16 protein-coding genes are annotated in these 16,057 nt (G+C 65.9%); 5 read left to right on the top strand and 11 right to left on the bottom strand.

Annotated features, from left to right (window positions below; genetic code table 11):
• Nucleotides 1–3: 3 nt before the first annotated feature.
• The gene (locus E4K65_RS27460; RefSeq protein WP_011084994.1) at nt 4–204 is read left to right on the top strand and encodes a hypothetical protein; all 201 of its coding nucleotides are present in this window, start codon (nt 4–6) and stop codon (nt 202–204) included.
• Between the two features lie 372 nt (nt 205–576).
• On the opposite strand, the gene E4K65_RS27455 is transcribed toward E4K65_RS27460, so the two are convergent.
• The 6 genes from E4K65_RS27455 to fliI form a co-directional block, all read right to left on the bottom strand.
• The gene (locus E4K65_RS27455; RefSeq protein ID WP_135176776.1) at nt 577–1,806 is read right to left on the bottom strand and encodes an NAD(P)/FAD-dependent oxidoreductase; all 1,230 of its coding nucleotides are present in this window, start codon (nt 1,804–1,806) and stop codon (nt 577–579) included.
• A 115-nt stretch (nt 1,807–1,921) separates the two neighbouring features.
• The gene (locus E4K65_RS27450) at nt 1,922–2,881 is read right to left on the bottom strand and encodes a helix-turn-helix transcriptional regulator (RefSeq protein ID WP_135176775.1); all 960 of its coding nucleotides are present in this window, start codon (nt 2,879–2,881) and stop codon (nt 1,922–1,924) included.
• Between the two features lie 292 nt (nt 2,882–3,173).
• On the bottom strand, nt 3,174–4,238 hold the full coding sequence (locus tag E4K65_RS27445) for an anti-sigma factor (protein WP_135176774.1): 1,065 nt from the start codon (nt 4,236–4,238) through the stop codon (nt 3,174–3,176).
• 37 nt (nt 4,239–4,275) lie between these two features.
• On the bottom strand, nt 4,276–4,821 hold the full coding sequence (locus tag E4K65_RS27440) for a sigma-70 family RNA polymerase sigma factor (RefSeq protein ID WP_135176773.1): 546 nt from the start codon (nt 4,819–4,821) through the stop codon (nt 4,276–4,278).
• Nucleotides 4,822–5,001: 180 nt separating this feature from the next.
• Nucleotides 5,002–5,421, bottom strand: a complete 420-nt coding sequence (fliJ, locus tag E4K65_RS27435) for a flagellar export protein FliJ (RefSeq protein WP_011084990.1) — start codon at nt 5,419–5,421, stop codon at nt 5,002–5,004.
• Between the two features lie 121 nt (nt 5,422–5,542).
• Nucleotides 5,543–6,868, bottom strand: a complete 1,326-nt coding sequence (fliI, locus tag E4K65_RS27430) for a flagellar protein export ATPase FliI (protein WP_135176772.1) — start codon at nt 6,866–6,868, stop codon at nt 5,543–5,545.
• A gap of 415 nt (nt 6,869–7,283) precedes the next feature.
• On the opposite strand from fliI, the gene ctrA reads away from it, so the two are divergent.
• The 4 genes from ctrA to E4K65_RS27410 all read left to right on the top strand — a co-directional run bounded on the left by ctrA (nt 7,284) and on the right by E4K65_RS27410 (nt 10,117).
• Nucleotides 7,284–7,985 (top strand): response regulator transcription factor CtrA, encoded by a 702-nt coding sequence (ctrA, locus tag E4K65_RS27425; protein WP_008138878.1) that lies wholly within the window; start codon nt 7,284–7,286, stop codon nt 7,983–7,985.
• 172 nt (nt 7,986–8,157) lie between these two features.
• The gene (locus tag E4K65_RS27420; protein ID WP_135176905.1) at nt 8,158–8,562 is read left to right on the top strand and encodes a DUF350 domain-containing protein; all 405 of its coding nucleotides are present in this window, start codon (nt 8,158–8,160) and stop codon (nt 8,560–8,562) included.
• A 1-nt stretch (nt 8,563) separates the two neighbouring features.
• The gene (locus E4K65_RS48840) at nt 8,564–8,953 is read left to right on the top strand and encodes a hypothetical protein (RefSeq protein ID WP_135176771.1); all 390 of its coding nucleotides are present in this window, start codon (nt 8,564–8,566) and stop codon (nt 8,951–8,953) included.
• A gap of 3 nt (nt 8,954–8,956) precedes the next feature.
• Nucleotides 8,957–10,117, top strand: a complete 1,161-nt coding sequence (locus tag E4K65_RS27410; protein ID WP_135176770.1) for a glutathionylspermidine synthase family protein — start codon at nt 8,957–8,959, stop codon at nt 10,115–10,117.
• Nucleotides 10,118–10,175: 58 nt separating this feature from the next.
• On the opposite strand, the gene E4K65_RS27405 is transcribed toward E4K65_RS27410, so the two are convergent.
• From E4K65_RS27405 to E4K65_RS27385, 5 genes are all read right to left on the bottom strand, one after another.
• A complete protein-coding gene (locus E4K65_RS27405) occupies nt 10,176–11,048 on the bottom strand; it encodes a CheR family methyltransferase (protein WP_027549545.1) in 873 nt (290 codons plus the stop codon).
• Nucleotides 11,045–12,238, bottom strand: a complete 1,194-nt coding sequence (locus E4K65_RS27400; RefSeq protein ID WP_135176769.1) for a protein-glutamate methylesterase/protein-glutamine glutaminase — start codon at nt 12,236–12,238, stop codon at nt 11,045–11,047. Before E4K65_RS27400 ends, E4K65_RS27405 begins: the two co-directional genes overlap by 4 nt.
• Nucleotides 12,239–12,313: 75 nt before the next feature.
• The gene (locus E4K65_RS27395; RefSeq protein ID WP_007600538.1) at nt 12,314–12,679 is read right to left on the bottom strand and encodes a response regulator; all 366 of its coding nucleotides are present in this window, start codon (nt 12,677–12,679) and stop codon (nt 12,314–12,316) included.
• A 73-nt stretch (nt 12,680–12,752) separates the two neighbouring features.
• Complete coding sequence (locus E4K65_RS27390; protein WP_135176768.1) at nt 12,753–13,223, bottom strand: chemotaxis protein CheW; 471 nt, start codon at nt 13,221–13,223, stop codon at nt 12,753–12,755.
• Between the two features lie 24 nt (nt 13,224–13,247).
• Complete coding sequence (locus E4K65_RS27385; RefSeq protein WP_135176767.1) at nt 13,248–16,055, bottom strand: hybrid sensor histidine kinase/response regulator; 2,808 nt, start codon at nt 16,053–16,055, stop codon at nt 13,248–13,250.
• Nucleotides 16,056–16,057 lie beyond the last annotated feature (2 nt).

Here is a 16,057-nt window from a genome sequence, read left to right as displayed (position 1 = left end):
TCCATGAACCACTCGATTTACAGCGCAGATCGCTCGACCCACCTGAAGATCGTGGTCGTAGCCCTCGTCGCAGGGATCGCGGTGGCAGGCTTCGGCATCACGGCACGCACGGGTTCGGATGAAGGTCTGACCCAGACGGCTCGCGTCATCAAGGCCGGCAAGCCGGTTGTTATCACCAGCTCGAACGCATCCCTCGTTCGCTAAGGAGATCTGACGAGTTTTATGAATTCACGCGGCTCTTTACCAGCCCCCCAAAGGCCACGTGGATATGTAGACGACCCCAACCCCAAGTCGACTACAGAAAGCGCCCGCCCCCCACGGGCGCTTTCTCATGTCTGGGGTGGTGTTGCGGGAATGAATTCGGCGCGGATGTAGCCAGCAATGCTGCTCCAAACACAACTGTCATTCCCCGCGAATACGGGGAATCCAGCACGCCGCGGCCCCTCCGTATCATCTCATCGCCTCTGGAATACTCGATCGTCCGCCCCAGTGCGCAATCGCGCACAAGGCGGACGATGACACCGAAATTGGCGTGAGCGATCGCGAGACAACGATCGAAGCCGAGCACTCCTACTCCTAACGCGTCCTATCCACCCCATACGTCGGCGGCGGCGCCTGCACAGTCGGCGCGGCAGCGGCGAACAGCTCCTCCTTGCTCCCGTTGAGCGGCGGATAGATGCGCTTGCGGTTGATGGTCTGCTTCGTCGCCTTCGCGGCCGCGCCGGTGGCGCGGACCTCGCGATCCCACCCCTCCGTATAGAGCGCGCCCCAACTGCCGAGATCGAGCACGGTGACGTACCAGTCGATCCGCAGCGGCAGCATCGGCAGGCGCAGGAGATCGGCCACGACATTGTGGCCGGCGAAGCGGCCCATGGGGCGGGCGAACTGGCAGGACATCACGGTCGGATGCAGTCCGTCGACCACGCTGGAGGCGACGTCGCCGGCCGCGAACACGCCACGCAGATCAGCAACCCGCATGAACGGATCGACCACAAGGCGCCCGAGGCGATCGCGCGCGCCCGGAAAGCTCGTGGCCAGCCGACTCGCGCGTAGCCCAGCGCACCAGATCACCGTCTGGGCCGCGATGAATTCGCCCGAGCTCAGGTGCACGCCGGCCGCCTCGACCGATGCGACACGCGCGCCAAGGCGCGTCTCGATGTCGAGCGACGACAACGCCGTCTCGATGACGGGACGCGCATGCGCGCCGATGGTGGCGCCGACCGTCGGATTGGGATCGACCAGGATGATGCGGCGGCTGCCGGTGATCCCGGCACGTGCCAGCCGGTCCGGCATCTCGGCCGCGACCTCGATGCCGGTAAAGCCGGCGCCGACCACAACGACCGTCGAACGCCCCGGCGACGGCACGCTGCGCCCGAGCGAGACGAGATGATCCTCCAAGCGCAGGGCCGCAATGTAGGTGTCGACGTCGAAGGCGTGGTCGGCAAGGCCCGGAATGTCGGGACGCATCACCTCGCTGCCGAGCGCGAGCACCAGCCGGTCGTAGCCCAAGGTCTCCTCGCCGTCGCTCGTGACCAGCGAGATCTCGTGCCGTGCCGGATCGATGGCTTCGACCTCGCCGATGCCGTGAGTGACGCCGATCGGATCGAGCAATTGCCCAAGCGGAAGCGCGACCTCGCTGAGGTCGAGCTCGTAGTTGCGTACCCGGATGTTGTGGTAGGGATTGCGGTCGACGATGCGGATCTCGATGTCGCGGCCGGCAGCGCCGACCTCGTCGCGCTTGCGTGCAGCACCGATGGCCGCCCACAGGCCTGCAAACCCGGCGCCGAGCACGACGATACGCGCCATGTCCGCCTACTGTACTTTCCAACGGAATCCTGCGGCCTGCCCGCGCAGGCAGGTATAGCTCAATAACCCCTGCCGACCAACTGTGCGGGCGCGCGCCGCTGCACAAAATCCCGGCTCACGCCTCGCGCAGTTCCGACGGCGTCGCACCAAAGCGCTTGCGGAAGGCGCGGTTGAAATAGGACAGGTCCGAGAAGCCCGAGGAATGCGCGATGTCGCTGATCTTGCGCGCCCTCGCGCGGGGATCGCCGAGCAGCTTGCGCGCCAGCAACAGGCGCTGCTCCAGCACGAATTCGGTGAAGGTCGTGCCGGCCTGCTCGAACAGGCGCTGCGCCTGGCGCGGGCTCAGGCCCGAGCGCGTCGCAACTTCCGACAGGCAGAGATCGTTGCGGCCGAGTGCGGCCATCACGTCGGCGCGCATGAGTTCGAGACGGGCGGCCGCCTGGCCGCGGCCGCGCGCGAGGCTTGCGTGCTCGGCATCGGTCCCGAGCAGGAGGCCGACGAGATCGACCATGTGCTGCGCGGACAGACGCTGGCCGACGGCGTCGAGATGCGGGCCGTGATTGGCGGCGAGCGCATGGTAGCGGAAGATGGTTTCGGCGACCGCACCGTCGCAGAGCACTCGCGACAGCTTCTCCTCGGCGCGCGGATTGATGTCGAGCAGAGCTCGGCGCGGCATGCGGATGGTGGTGAAGCGATCTTCGTCGGTGTGGCCGACGGTGCCGGTGACGCCCATGTCGACGAGCACCATCTGCGCCGGCGCGAGCTCGACGGTGTGGCCGTTCTGCCCGACGCGGACGAGGCCCGCATGTGCCGCGATCAGGACGAGATCGTCGCTGCCGTCGGCAAGGTGGCTCTGGTTACGTGAATATTGCGCGGAAGCGCCTTCGGGAATAGCCAGCGCGATGTTGTCGACCACGCTGATCTGGAGCCGGCAATCGATGCTGTCGCCATGGCTCGGCCCGATGTCGAGACCGCAGGCCCCGAAGGCCCGATCGCGCCAATGTTCGAAGGCCGCGCCTTGCGGCAGGCCCGCATACTGGTGAACGAAGATGCCCGGCGTTTTCGCTGCATCCATTTGATTTCTCGCCCCTCTCCGGCACCATGATTGGCGGCGCCGACTGCAAATTCCGGGCATTTGACGCCGCCAATTGCGGAGAGGTTCAAATCGGGGCTGGATTTGGCCGGGGTTGTCGGAATGCGACGGCGGGATGGACCGGGGCGACAAAGTTACACGCCTCGCGCCAAACCCGTCCCGGTCATACCCCGCGCAGGCGGGGTATCCAGTACGCCGCGGCCCATCAGTTCATCACAGCCGTCACGGAGTCGCCCGCCTTCGCGGGCGATGACGGCTGGCGCTCGGGCGCAGACTACTTCTTCGCGGGCGCTTGCGGCTGGGACGGCGGCACGGTCTCGATCAGCTTGCCGGTAAAGACCGGCGCCGAGGTCGGCTGGCCGCTGGGCGAGCCGCCGGCCTGCTCGACGGTGACGGCGTAGGTTGCGCCGTTGACGACGTCGGCATCGTAGGAGGCGAGCAGCGGACGCGCGGTGAAGTCGCCGCCGCCGATCACGCCGAGCGAGCGCGGGCGCGGCAGCTTGTCGGAGATCAGCCAGAGCTCGAAGCTCTTGCCGGGCTCCGGCGTCGCGCCGACCTTGCGCACGGTGAAATTCCGCGTCGCGCCGTCGATGGTGAGGATGAAGGCCGGGCCGCCGGCCGGGCCCTGCAACAGCGCGACATATTGCGAAGACGCCGCGAGCGGCGCCGGTGTCTTCACCTCGACCGTCTGGATGCGGGGTGCAGGGCGCAAGCCGCCGGGCAGCGCATCGGGCAGGAAGATCTGAAGCGACAGCGTCACCAGCAGCGCCGCCGCAAGCGCGCCGACGGCGGATGCGATCGAGCGCCAGCGCTTCACGCGGCGCTCGAGCCGGATCACATTGGTGTTGTCCACGACCGGCGCCGGCGGCGCGCGCGCGACGTCGGGATCGGGCGCATGGACCTGCGGCATGAAGATCGGCGCGACGTCGGGAAGCGCATCGGACGGCGGTCGCGCGGTTTCGGGCGGCGCGGCTTCGGAAAGCTGCGGCTCCGGTTGCTCCGTGCGCTCCGATGACGTTTCCGGCGTGACAGGGTCGAACGAGGACGTCTCCGGTACAGGTGGTGGTGGCGGCGGCGAGGCTTCGGACAGCGCGGGCGGCTCCTGCGCAAAGCCCGTCCGCGCGAGCTCGGACCTGATGTTCTCCCACACGATCGGACGCGGCTCGATCGTGCCGACCATCTGGTTGAGGACGCCGAGCCGGTAGGCCCAGGCCTGCACGATTTCGGCGAACGCCTTGTCCACCGCCATCATGGTCTCGACCTGCGCGCGCTCGTCGGCGTCGAGGGTGCCGAGCGCATATTCCGCGGCGAGCGCGATATGGTCCTCCGTGTTGGCCATCACTTGCAGTCCAGAACCACCCTCACAGTATAAACTCTCATAATCCGAGGCACTCGCGGATATCCAACATGCTGCGCCGCAGCCACGTCTTCACCGTGTTGACGGGCGCGGCGAATTTCTCCGCCAATTGCTCGCGGCTCCAGCCGTTGTAATAGGCGAGAAGCACGAGCCTCTGACGGTCCGGCTCGAGCCGGCCGATACATTCCAGGAGCCGCTTCAGCTCCTCGGTCATCTCCCGGCGCGCCAGCGGATCGGGACTGTCGGCTGCGACCTCCATCGCCTGAGGCTCTTCCTCGATGGAGACTTCCGACTTCTTGCGCACGATATCGATCGCACGGTTGCGCGCGATCGACGCCATCCACGTGATCGGCGACGACAGGGCCGGATTGAACTGGCCGGCGCTGTTCCAGATCTTGACGTAGGTCTCCTGAATGACTTCCTCTGCGATATCCTGCCGACGCAAGATACGAAGCACGACGCCATAGAGTTTCGCGCGCGTGGCGACGTAAAGGCGCTCGAACGCGGCCTGATCGCCCTTCGCCACCGCCTCAATCAGCCCGACCAGCTCTGCTGGCGTCAGCATTCAGCCCCCCAACGCGTAGGCTCGGGCGCGTTCCGCGCAGGCCCGGCACTTGCACTACCATAGCGCGCAGCAAAGCCGACCACCAAGGGGCGTGGCGCCACGCTGTGGACAGCACATACGAAAACCCGGACCTTGCGGGTCCGGGTTCTGCGAATTATCGGCAGTCTGGCTGCTAACGCCTCAGGCGACGGCGCCGATGCGGGCCCGCATCAGGCCGATGCTGTCGAGGTCGGCCTGCTCGCGGGCGTTTTCCTCGGCGCGTTCGCGGGCCTGGTCGCGCTCGTCGAGGAGCTCGACCTTTTTCAGCTCCTCGAAGGCCTCGGCCAGCGCGGCCTTGGCCTCGTCGAGCTGGCCCTTGAGCTCGTCGGCCGAGCGGGTCAGGTTCTCACGGCGCTGGATCGCGGCCTTGGCATAGGTCGGATAGGCGAAGTGCGAGGGATCGTTGATCCCGGCACGCTCCTGCTCGGTCTGGATCTCGCGTTCGAGATCGACCGACATCCGCTGGAAGTCGGCGATCATGGTCTCGATCTGGGTGACCCGGCGGCGCTTCTCGTCGACCTGAAACTTCTTCAGGCGGATGAGGGTATCACGTGACTTCATCGACTCGTACTCCCCAGAAGTCCCCTGGCTGCACGTGGGACAACACCGGTCTCCCCACTGGCCCAATTGGGGCCAAGACCGGCTCTGCTACTCTGTGAGAGCGGATGATGAACTGACAAAGTTAGCGTTCCGTTTCCAAATTACCGAGGATTTGCGCCAACTGGCGATAGCCGTCCGCCAGCGAGGCATTTTCGTCCTTGCGCTGGCGCAGGAAGGCTTCCAGGGGCTCGTGCAGGCGGATCGCCTCGTCGACCTCGGGGCTGGAGCCGGCCCGGTAGGCGCCCAGCCGGATCAATTCCTCCATGTCGGCATAGGTCGCCATCACCGCCCGCGCCTTCTGGATGGTCGGCCAGAACTCCGGATCGGCCGATTTCGGCATGGTGCGGGAGACGGATTTGAGGATGTTGATGGCGGGGTAGCGGCCGCGCTCGGCGATGGAACGCTGCATCACGATGTGGCCGTCGAGGATGCCGCGGACGGCGTCGGCGATCGGCTCGTTGTGGTCGTCGCCGTCGACCAGCACCGTGAAGATCGCGGTGATCGCGCCCTCGCCCAGGCCCGGCCCGGCACGCTCGAGCAGCTTCGGCAGCTCGGTGAACACGGTCGGCGTATAGCCCTTGGCGGTCGGCGGCTCGCCGGCGGATAGACCGATCTCGCGCTGGGCCATGGCGAAGCGCGTCACCGAGTCCATCAGGCAGAGCACGTCCTGATCCTCGTCGCGAAAATACTCGGCGACCGCGAGTGTCAGATACGCCGCCTGGCGGCGCATCAGCGCCGGCTCGTCGGAGGTTGCGACCACGACGACGGAGCGCGCCAGGCCCTCCTCGCCGAGATCGTCCTGCAAGAATTCCTGAACCTCGCGGCCGCGTTCGCCGATCAGTCCGATGACGCTGACGGCGGCGTCCACGTTGCGCGCCAGCATCGACAGCAGCACCGATTTGCCGACGCCGGAGCCTGCGAAGATGCCCATGCGCTGGCCGCGGCAGCAGGTGAGAAACGTGTTCATCGCGCGCACGCCGAGATCGAGCGGCGCTCCGACGCGCTTGCGCGAATGCGCCGGCGGCGGCGTATTGCGGAACGGCATCGGCGAGGACCCCTGCGGCAACGGCCCCTTGCCGTCGATCGGCTCGCCCAGCGCGTTGACGACACGGCCGAGCCAGGCCGACGACGGCCGCACCTGATTGGCGGCATTGGCGATGACCGCCTTGCAGCCGCGGCGCACGCCGTCGAGGCCGGCGAACGGCATCACGACAGCATTGTTGCCGGAGAAGCCGATCACCTCGCAGGGGATGGAACGGTTGGCGCCGGTCTCGATCACGAGCCGCGCGCCGACCGACATCGCATGGATCGGGCCGGCCACCTCGACCATCAGGCCGCGCACACCGACCACACGGCCATAGATATTGATGCCGTCGATATCGCCGATCTGTTCGGCCAGAGCCTTCATAGGAGGGCCTTCATGAGGTGGTCGTCTTCGTGATCCCGGGCCTTCACGGGGAAACTCTTAAGTTTCGCCATATTTCTGAACGGCGCTTAACTTCGTGTTTACCCGCATCGTTAATCATTGCGTCACTGTCTTTGTGACTGAGCGTGACTCCCCTTCAGAAGAAGGCTGAGTCGCGGGAGTCGGTTAGGCCCGTCTCTTAAAGTGGAACTTGAACGGAGCCGGATAACGAAAGCTGCTTCCTACGCAAGACCTTAGGGCGATTCGACAAAAATTGCACCGGGGGACTTGCGTTCCAGAATCAGGATTTGTTAACCATCTGTTGTCAGGATCCGAATCAGTTGTTCAAAGGCGTTTTGTTGAGTGCCGCGAATGCGGCCGACCTGACGCCCAGGAGCGGCGACTATGGGGAACTGGCATGCGCGTTTTGCTGATTGAAGATGACAGCGCCGTCGCGCAGTCGATCGAGCTGATGCTGAAGTCTGAGAGCTTCAACGTCTACACGACCGATTTGGGGGAAGAAGGCGTCGATCTCGGTAAATTATACGATTACGACATTATCCTTCTCGACCTCAACCTGCCTGACATGTCCGGCTACGACGTGCTCAAGCAACTCCGGGTCTCCAAGATCAAGACCCCGATTCTGATCCTCTCCGGCCTCGCCGGCATCGAGGACAAGGTCAAGGGTCTCGGCGTCGGCGCCGACGACTACATGACCAAGCCCTTCCACAAGGACGAGCTGGTGGCCCGCATCCACGCGATCGTGCGCCGCTCCAAGGGCCATGCCCAATCGGTCATCCAGACCGGCGACCTCGTCGTCAACCTCGACACCAAGACGGTCGAAGTCGGCGGCCAGCGCGTGCATCTGACCGGCAAGGAATACCAGATGCTGGAGCTTCTCTCGCTCCGCAAGGGCACGACCCTCACCAAGGAAATGTTCCTCAACCACCTCTATGGCGGCATGGACGAGCCCGAGCTGAAGATCATCGACGTCTTCATCTGCAAGCTCCGCAAGAAGCTCGCCAACGCCTCCGAAGGCCGCAACTTCATCGAGACCGTGTGGGGCCGCGGCTACGTGCTGCGCGAGCCGCACGAGCACGAAGAGCGCATTCCCGCCTGATCCTGGGTTTACGTCGCGGGCCCTTCGGGGCTTGCTCCTCCCAGCCTGGACCCCGCCGCAAATGGCGGGGTTTTGTTTTTTTGGGGGACGCGAAGGCGGCTTCATCGCCCTCCTGCCGTTGAACCGCTATCCTTCCCCCGCCGACGAATGGTCGCTGCACGATGGGGGAACGATGATCCTGCAATCACTCGCCGGCCTGCCCGCCTTCCTGGTCTATTTCTGCACCGGGCTGATCGCGATCGTGGCGTATCTGTTCGTCTACACCCGCATCACCCCGTACAACGAGTTCCAGCTCATCCGCGACAACGAGCCGGCCGCGGCGATCTCGCTCGGCCTCAGCCTGCTCGGCTTCGTGGCACCGCTGGTCAGCGCCATCGCGCATTCGGCCAACGTGCTGGACTGCCTGATCTGGGCGGTGATCGCCCTGATCGTCCAGGTCATCGTGTTCTTTCTCGTGAAAGTCCCGGTGCCGAACCTGTCGACGCGGATTGCCGACGGCGAGCTTGCCCCGGCGATCTGGCTGGGGCTGTCCTCGCTCGCAGCCGGTCTCCTCAACGCCGCCTGCATGATCTACTGACATGGCCGACAAACCCTCCAAGGAGTTCGGTAAGCGCCGGCCGGTGCAGCCGACACCGCGGGCGCCGGCGAAGCGCTCCGGCCATGTCGCCCTCCTGGTGATGGGCACGCTCGCGGTCGGCACCACCGCCTACACGCTGATGCCGCGGCAGACCTGCGAGCCCTCTCCTCCCGGGACGGATCCAGCGGTGCAGACGAGCACCGCGTGCAGCAGCAGCAGAAGCAGTTCCTCGGGCGGCAGCGGCGGCTCGGGCTCATCGTCGAGATCGAGCTTCTTCAGCAGCGATTCCTCCAGCCATTCCTCGTCGGGAACGTCGTCCGATTCCGGCCACAGCAGCGTGAGCCGCGGCGGCTTCGGCTCGTTTGGCCATGGCTTCTCGGGCGGGGGCTGATCCATGCGGCGCATCACCTGCCTCGAGCGTGCCGACTGGCGAGAGACCGCGGCGCAATGCGGCTTCGTCTTCCACACCAACGGCGGCGAGCGCTATTGGGACGAGCGCGCCTATTACGCCTTCACCCTCGACGAGATCGAGCGCGGCATCGAGACGCCGACCGGCGAGATCGACGCGATGTGCCTGGAGCTTGCCGGCCGCGTCATCGGCGACGAGCGCCATCTGCAGCGCTTGAAGGTCCCTCAGGCGTTCTGGGATCTGATCAGAGCGAGCTGGCAGCGCGACGACCGCAGCCTCTACGGCCGGCTCGATCTGAAATTCGACGGCCATGGTCCGGCGAAATTGCTCGAATACAACGCGGACACGCCGACCTCGATCTTCGAGACCGCCGTGTTCCAATGGACCTGGCTCGAGCAGGCGATCGAACGCCGCATCATCCCGGTGCGCGCCGACCAGTTCAACTCCATCCACGAGCGGCTGATCGAAGCCTGGAAAGAGATTGCCGCGGGCCGTCATGTCCATCTCACCGGCACCACCGGCAACGAGGAGGACGCGGGCACGCTGGCCTATCTCGAGGACACCGCGCGCCAGGCGGGGCTATCGACCACGCTGCTCGACATTGAAGCGATCGGCTGGCGCGACGAGGCGGGCGGCTTCGTCGATCTCGATAACAGCGACATCGCACTCGCCTTCAAGCTCTATCCCTGGGAATGGATGTTTCACGACGCCTTCGGCGCTAAGCTTGACGGCGCGCCGACGCGCTGGATCGAGCCGCCATGGAAGGCAGTGCTCTCCAACAAGGGCATCCTGCCGCTGCTCTGGGAGATGTTTCCGAACCATCCCAATCTGCTGCCCGCCTTCTTCGAGGACGATCCGCGCGCCGCCGAGCTCGGCAGCTCCTATGTGCGCAAGCCGCTGCTGTCGCGCGAAGGCGCCAACGTCACGCTGGTGTCCGGCGGAATGCCGCTCGACGAGCATGCAGGTCCTTATGGTGCAGAAGGCTTCGTGCGGCAGGCGCTCTCGCCACTGCCGAACTTCTCGGGCTTCTATCCGGTGATCGGAAGCTGGCTGGTGAACCACGAACCCTGCGGCCTGTCGATCCGCGAAGACGAGAGTGCGATCACCGGTAACGGCTCGCGGTTTCTGCCGCATGCGATCTTGTGAGGCCTCCGTCATTCCGGGGCGCGACAAAGTCGCGAGCCCGGAATGACGAGAATGGGCCTCACCTCGCCGCGGCGACCCTTAGCGGCTGCGGCGTCAATCCGCCCATGGGGCGGCCGGAGCGCGCCGGGTTGAGCTGATAGAGACCGCGGCGCTCGGTGACGGGACGGAACGCGTCGGTGATGCCGACGACGGATTCGGCAGCGCCAAGCAGCAGCGTGCCGTCGGCTTCCAATCCCTTCGCCATGCGCTCGAAGATCACCGCCTTGGTGTCCTGGTCGAAATAGATCAGCACGTTGCGGCAGAAGATCACGTCGAACGTGCCGAGATGGGAGAAGTCCTGCAACAAATTGAGCTGGCGGAACTGCACCATCGCGCGAATGTCGGCATTGAGCTGCCAGAGCTCACCGACTTGCGTGAAGTACTTCATCAGGTGCTGGATCGGCAGGCCGCGCTGCACCTCGAACTGGCTGTAGACGCCGGCCCTGGATTTCTCCAGCACCTCCTGCGACAGGTCGGTGGCGACGATCTCAGTGCGCCAGCCGGCCAAGGCCGCGCCCATCTCCTTCAGGCACATCGCGATCGAATAGGGCTCCTGCCCCGTCGACGACGCCGCCGACCATATGCGCAGCGATTTGCGCGCCGCGCGCGCCTGGATCAGGCCCGGCAGGATGGTCTCGCGCAGATGATCGAACGGGATCTTGTCACGGTAGAAGAAGGTCTCGTTGGTGGTCATCGCTTCGACCACATCGGTCGCAAGCCGGCCGTCGCCGTTCCTGATCTTCAGCACGAGATCGGGGATGCCTGATAGACTCGCCTTGCGGGCAAGCGGCAGCAGCCGGCTCTCGACCAGGTATTGCTTGTCGGCGGAGAGATCGAGGCCGGAGCGCTCTTTCAGGAATTTGCGCAGATACTCGTAGTCAACCGGCGTCACGAGCGGTCTCCCGCGAACAGGCGGTTGACCTTGGCGCCGATCTGGTTGAGCGGCAGGATCGCCGCGCAGATGCCGGCATGGGCGGCCGCGCCCGGCATGCCCCAGACGACGCTGGAGGCTTCATCCTGTGCGATCACGCTGCCACCGGCGGCAACGATGTCCTTGCCGCCGCGCATGCCGTCCGAGCCCATGCCCGTCAGGATCACGGAGAGAATGGCGCCGTGCCAGATGTCGATGGCGGAGGTGAAGAGCGGATCGACCGCGGGCTTGCAGAAATTGACGGCGGGGCCGTCGTCGAGCGCGATCGCGACGTCCGCACCACTGCGCACGACACGCATGTGCTTGCCGCCGGGCGCGAGATAGATCCGTCCCGGCTTCACCGGCTCGCCATCGACCGCCTCGGCCGCCGGCCGGCGGCTCGAACGCGCCAGATGCTCGGCAAGAATGGTGGTGAAAGTCGGCGGCATGTGCTGGGTGATCAGCACCGGGAAGCGGTCGATCACCGGGCCGAGCTCGGTGACGAGGGCCATCAGCGCCTGCGGTCCGCCGGTCGAGGAGCCGATCAGCAGCACCTTGGGTGCCTGGGTCGAGAACGGGCGCGTGGACAGCGCCCCCGACGACGGCGCAAGCGCGGCCGGCGCGGGCGCGGCGGGCCGCGCGACAACCGGTGCACGCGCAGCCGGTGCGGGGATCGCAGGCGCCAGCGGCGGGCTCGCAACCGCGGGCTTCCGGCGCAGCCGTGCGCCGAGGTGACGGATCTTCTGGATCAGGTCGTGATGGAAGGTGTCCGCGGCCGACGCCTCGCGCGTCGATTCCGGCTTCGGAATGTAGTCGGCCGCGCCGAGCGACAGCGCCTTGAAGCTGACTTCCGCGTTGCGGCGCGTCAGCGTCGAGGCCATGATGATGACGAGATCGCGCTTCTTCGCCAGCAATTGCGGCAGCGCAGAGATGCCGTCGAGCTCGGGCATTTCGATGTCGAGCACGGCAACGTCGGGATTGATGCGTTCGAGCTGGTTGACCGCCTCGAGCCCGGTACGCAGCGAGGCTGCGACCTCCATGTCGTGCTCGGCGCCGACCCAGCGCGAGATCAGACCGCGGATGACGACGGAGTCATCGACGATCATCACCCGCAGCGGCCCCGCTTCGCGCGACGAACCCGTGGTCGAACTACCTGCGAACGCAACACTCATTACTCACCAACTCAGACTGAAACGGTTCAGTTGAAAACAAACGCCGAAGGAGCCGTTCAGCCTCCGGACGGTCGCTCAGATCAAGCCGACTTCCTGGAACTTCGCCGTCACGATGTCCTTGTCGAAGGGCTTCATGATGTACTCGTTGGCGCCGGCATGGAGTGCGCGCGCGATGTGCGCAACGTCGTTCTCGGTGGTGCAGAACACCACCTTGGGCTGGTCGCCGCCGGGCATGCGCCTGAGATGGCCGAGAAACTCGTAGCCGTCCATCACGGGCATGTTCCAGTCGAGCAGCACCGCGTCGGGCAAGCCGCGCTTGCAGGCCTCCAGCGCCTTCTCACCGTCCTCGGCTTCGAGGATCTGGAAGTCGAGGCCCTCCAGGATCCGGCGCGCAACCTTGCGGATGACGCTGGAATCATCAACGACGAGACAAGTTCGCATGTGAACCTCTGCTTCCTGTCCCCTTTGCGGGGACACTTCCAATTGCAAGTCCGTCGGCGGCGTTGCCGCCGTATCAGGCCGCCATCATCTCGGGCGCGAGCTCGAGGACGCGATCGACGTCGAGGACGACCATGAGCTGGCCGTCGAGACGGTGGACACCGCCGGCGAGCTTGGCCATGCGGGGGTCGAGGTTGACGGGGTTCTCTTCCTTGCCGTCCTCGGGCAGGCGCAGCACCTCGCCGATCTGGTCGATCAGCAGGCCATAGGATTCGCCGCGCAGGTCGACACCGACCGCCATCGGCGCCTTGCCGTCCTCGGGACGCGGCAGGCCGAGACGGGCGCGCATGTCGACCACGGTGACGATGCGGCCGCGCAGGTTGAGGACGCCGGCGATCTCGCGCGAGGACAGCGGCACGCGGGTGACGCGCTCGGGCATGAACACGTCCTGGACGCGGGAGATCGGCAGGCCGAACAGCTGGCCGCCGATCATCGCGGTGACGTATTCGACCATGGCGCCTTCGGTGGTCTGCATCTTGTTGGCCATAAGCCTATCTCCTGATCCCGCTGGTTACGCCGCGGCCCGGCTCAGCTCGGAGGCGCCGGCGGCGCCCGCGGTCTGTTCCTTCAGCGCCGCGATCAGACCGGGACGGTCGAACTTGGCGACATAGTCGTGGAAGCCGGCCTGACGGCCGCGCTCGATCGCCGCCGGCGACACCAGCGCCGACAGGCCGATGATCGGCATCGAGCCCAGATTGTTGTCGGAGCGGATCACTTCGGCGAACTCGAACCCGTTCATGTCAGGCATCTCGATGTCGGTCAGCACTACGTCGAAGCTCTGGGCGCGCAGCGCGGCCAGGCCCTCCTGCGCGGTCGGCGCGGTGCGGACGCGGTAGCCGGCCGCCTTCAGCACCGGCGCCAGCATGTTGCGGAAGAACGCGGAGTCGTCGACCAGCAGCACCGACTGCGAGTGCATCGACGGCTTCATCTCCTTGCGGGTGAACCAGTCGGCGAACGCCATCGGCAGGAAGTGGCCGACGTCGATCACCTCGGTGGCCTGGCCCTTGATCACGGCCGAGCCCAGGATGCCCTGGCTGGAGCCGCCGACCTCGATGTTGAGGCGCTCCTCGACGATGTCGATGATCTCGTCGACGACGAGGCCCATGGAGCGGCCGTCGTCGGCGAACACCAGGATCGGCTGGGCGCCCTGGCTGGCAATGGTGACGCCCTCCATGGCAACCAGCGGCATCAGCTGCTCGCGGTACTGCACCATGTAGCGGCCGTTGGAGAACTCGATCTTGTCGGCGGGGAGCTCTTCCAGGCGGGTGACGAGCCCGAGCGGGACCGCCTTGGGCTGGGACGAGCCGGCGCGGAACACCAGCAGCGAAGTGGTCTGCTCGCCGCTTCCGATGTGATGCGCCCCGTTCTCGTCGCCCATGTCATGGGCCGAGGAGCCGGCGGCGCCGAGCGCCTTGGCAATGCCGTTGGGGTCGATGATCATGATCACGGCGCCATCGCCCAGGATGGTGTTGCCGGAGAACATGTCGATGTGACGCAGTTTCGTCGACATCGGCTTGACCACGATTTCCTCGGTGTGGAACACGCCGTCGACGACGATGCCAAAAGTCTGGCTGCCGACCTGGGTGACCACGATGAAGCCGTTCTCGGGATCGCTGGCGGCGCCGTCGTCGATCTTGAGCAGCTTCTTCAGATGGATCAGCGGCAGCAGCTTGTTGCGCAGCCGCAGGACGGCGGTGTCCTTGATGCGCTCGATGCGGTGCTCGCTGTTGGCGCGGGCGCGGACCAGCTCGACCACCGACAGCTGCGGGATGGCAAAACGGTCGCCGGCGGCTTCCACGATCAGCGCGGAGACGATGGCGAGGGTCAGCGGGATCTTGATGGTGACGGAGGAGCCCTCGCCGGCCACCGACTTGATGTCGATGGTGCCGCCGATCTGGTCGATATTGGTGCGGACCACGTCCATGCCGACGCCGCGGCCCGAGACCGAGGTGATGGCGGCCGCGGTGGAGAAGCCCGGCGCGAAGATGAACTTGTGGATCTGGGCTTCGCTCATCTTCTCGAGCTCGGCCTCGGTGACGAGACCGGAGGAGATCGCCTTGGCCTTGATCCTCTCGGTGTTGAGGCCGCGGCCGTTGTCGGCGATGCAGATGATGATGTGGCCGCCCTCGTGATAGGCGGACAGGCGGATGGTGCCCTGCTCGCCCTTGCCGGACGCGAGCCGCTCGGCGGGGGTCTCGAGGCCATGGTCGGCGGAGTTGCGCACCATGTGGGTGAGCGGGTCCTTGATCAGGTCGAGCACCTGGCGGTCGAGCTCGGTGTCGGCGCCGTGCATCTCCAGCTCGATCTGCTTGCCGAGTTCGCTCGAGAGGTCGCGGACGATGCGGGGCAGCTTCTGCCAGGCATTGCCGATCGGCTGCATGCGCGTCTTCATGACGCCTTCCTGCAGCTCGGCGGTGACGTTGGACAGGCGCTGCAACGGCACCTTGAACTCGGTGTCCTCGTTGCGGCGGGAGATCTCCAGCAGCTGGTTGCGGGTCAGCACCAGCTCGGAGACCATGGTCATCAGATGCTCCAGCGTATCCACGTTGACGCGGATCGACTGGTTGGCGATGCGGTCGCCCTCGGAGGCGCCCTCGTCGGCCATCGACTTCTTCGGCGCGGCCTTGACGGCAGGCTTGGCAGCTTCCTTCGTAGCCTCTTTGGCGGCAGGCGCCGAGGCTTCCGCGGCCGGCGCCGGTGCGGGTTCAGCCTTGACTTCGGCCTTGGCGATTGGCGCGGGGGCCGGCGCTTCGATCGCGGTCTCGCGGAAGGCGCGCTCGAGCTCGTCGAGCGAGACTTCGCCCGGGCGCAGCGGGCGCTCCAGCGTCTGGTCGATCAGCGTGCCAGAGGTCATCTCCTTGGCGGGCGCAGCGGCGGCCGGCGCTTCCGGCACCAGCGGCGGCGCTTCGGCAACGGGAGCAGCGCCGGCCGCCATCGCGGCCATGCCCTGCTCGACCATCGCTTCCAGCTTGTCGATGAGATCGCGGTCGGTGCCCTCGGGCTCGGCTTCGGTCGCCTCGAGGCCGGCGAGGATTTCCTTGATGCGGTCGATCGAGGACAGGATCACCGTCACCGCCTGCCCCGTCACCGGCATGCCGTCACGGAATTTGCCCATCAGCGTCTCGCCGGCATGCGCCAGCGCTTCCAGACGCGGCAAGCCGAGGAAGCCGCACGTACCCTTGATGGTGTGGACCAGGCGGAAGATGTTATCCAGGATCTTGGCGTTGTTCGGCTCCTGCTCGAACTTCACCAGCTGATTGTCGACGGTGTCCAGGCTCTCGCTGGTCTCCGTCAAGAACTCCCGCAACAGATCATCCATGA

It is taken from the genome of Bradyrhizobium niftali, assembly GCF_004571025.1.
Classification (GTDB): Bacteria; Pseudomonadota; Alphaproteobacteria; order Rhizobiales; family Xanthobacteraceae; genus Bradyrhizobium; species Bradyrhizobium niftali.
The sequence above is the reverse complement of the archived record's forward strand: the minus strand, read 5'-3'. Positions and strand labels throughout refer to the sequence as shown.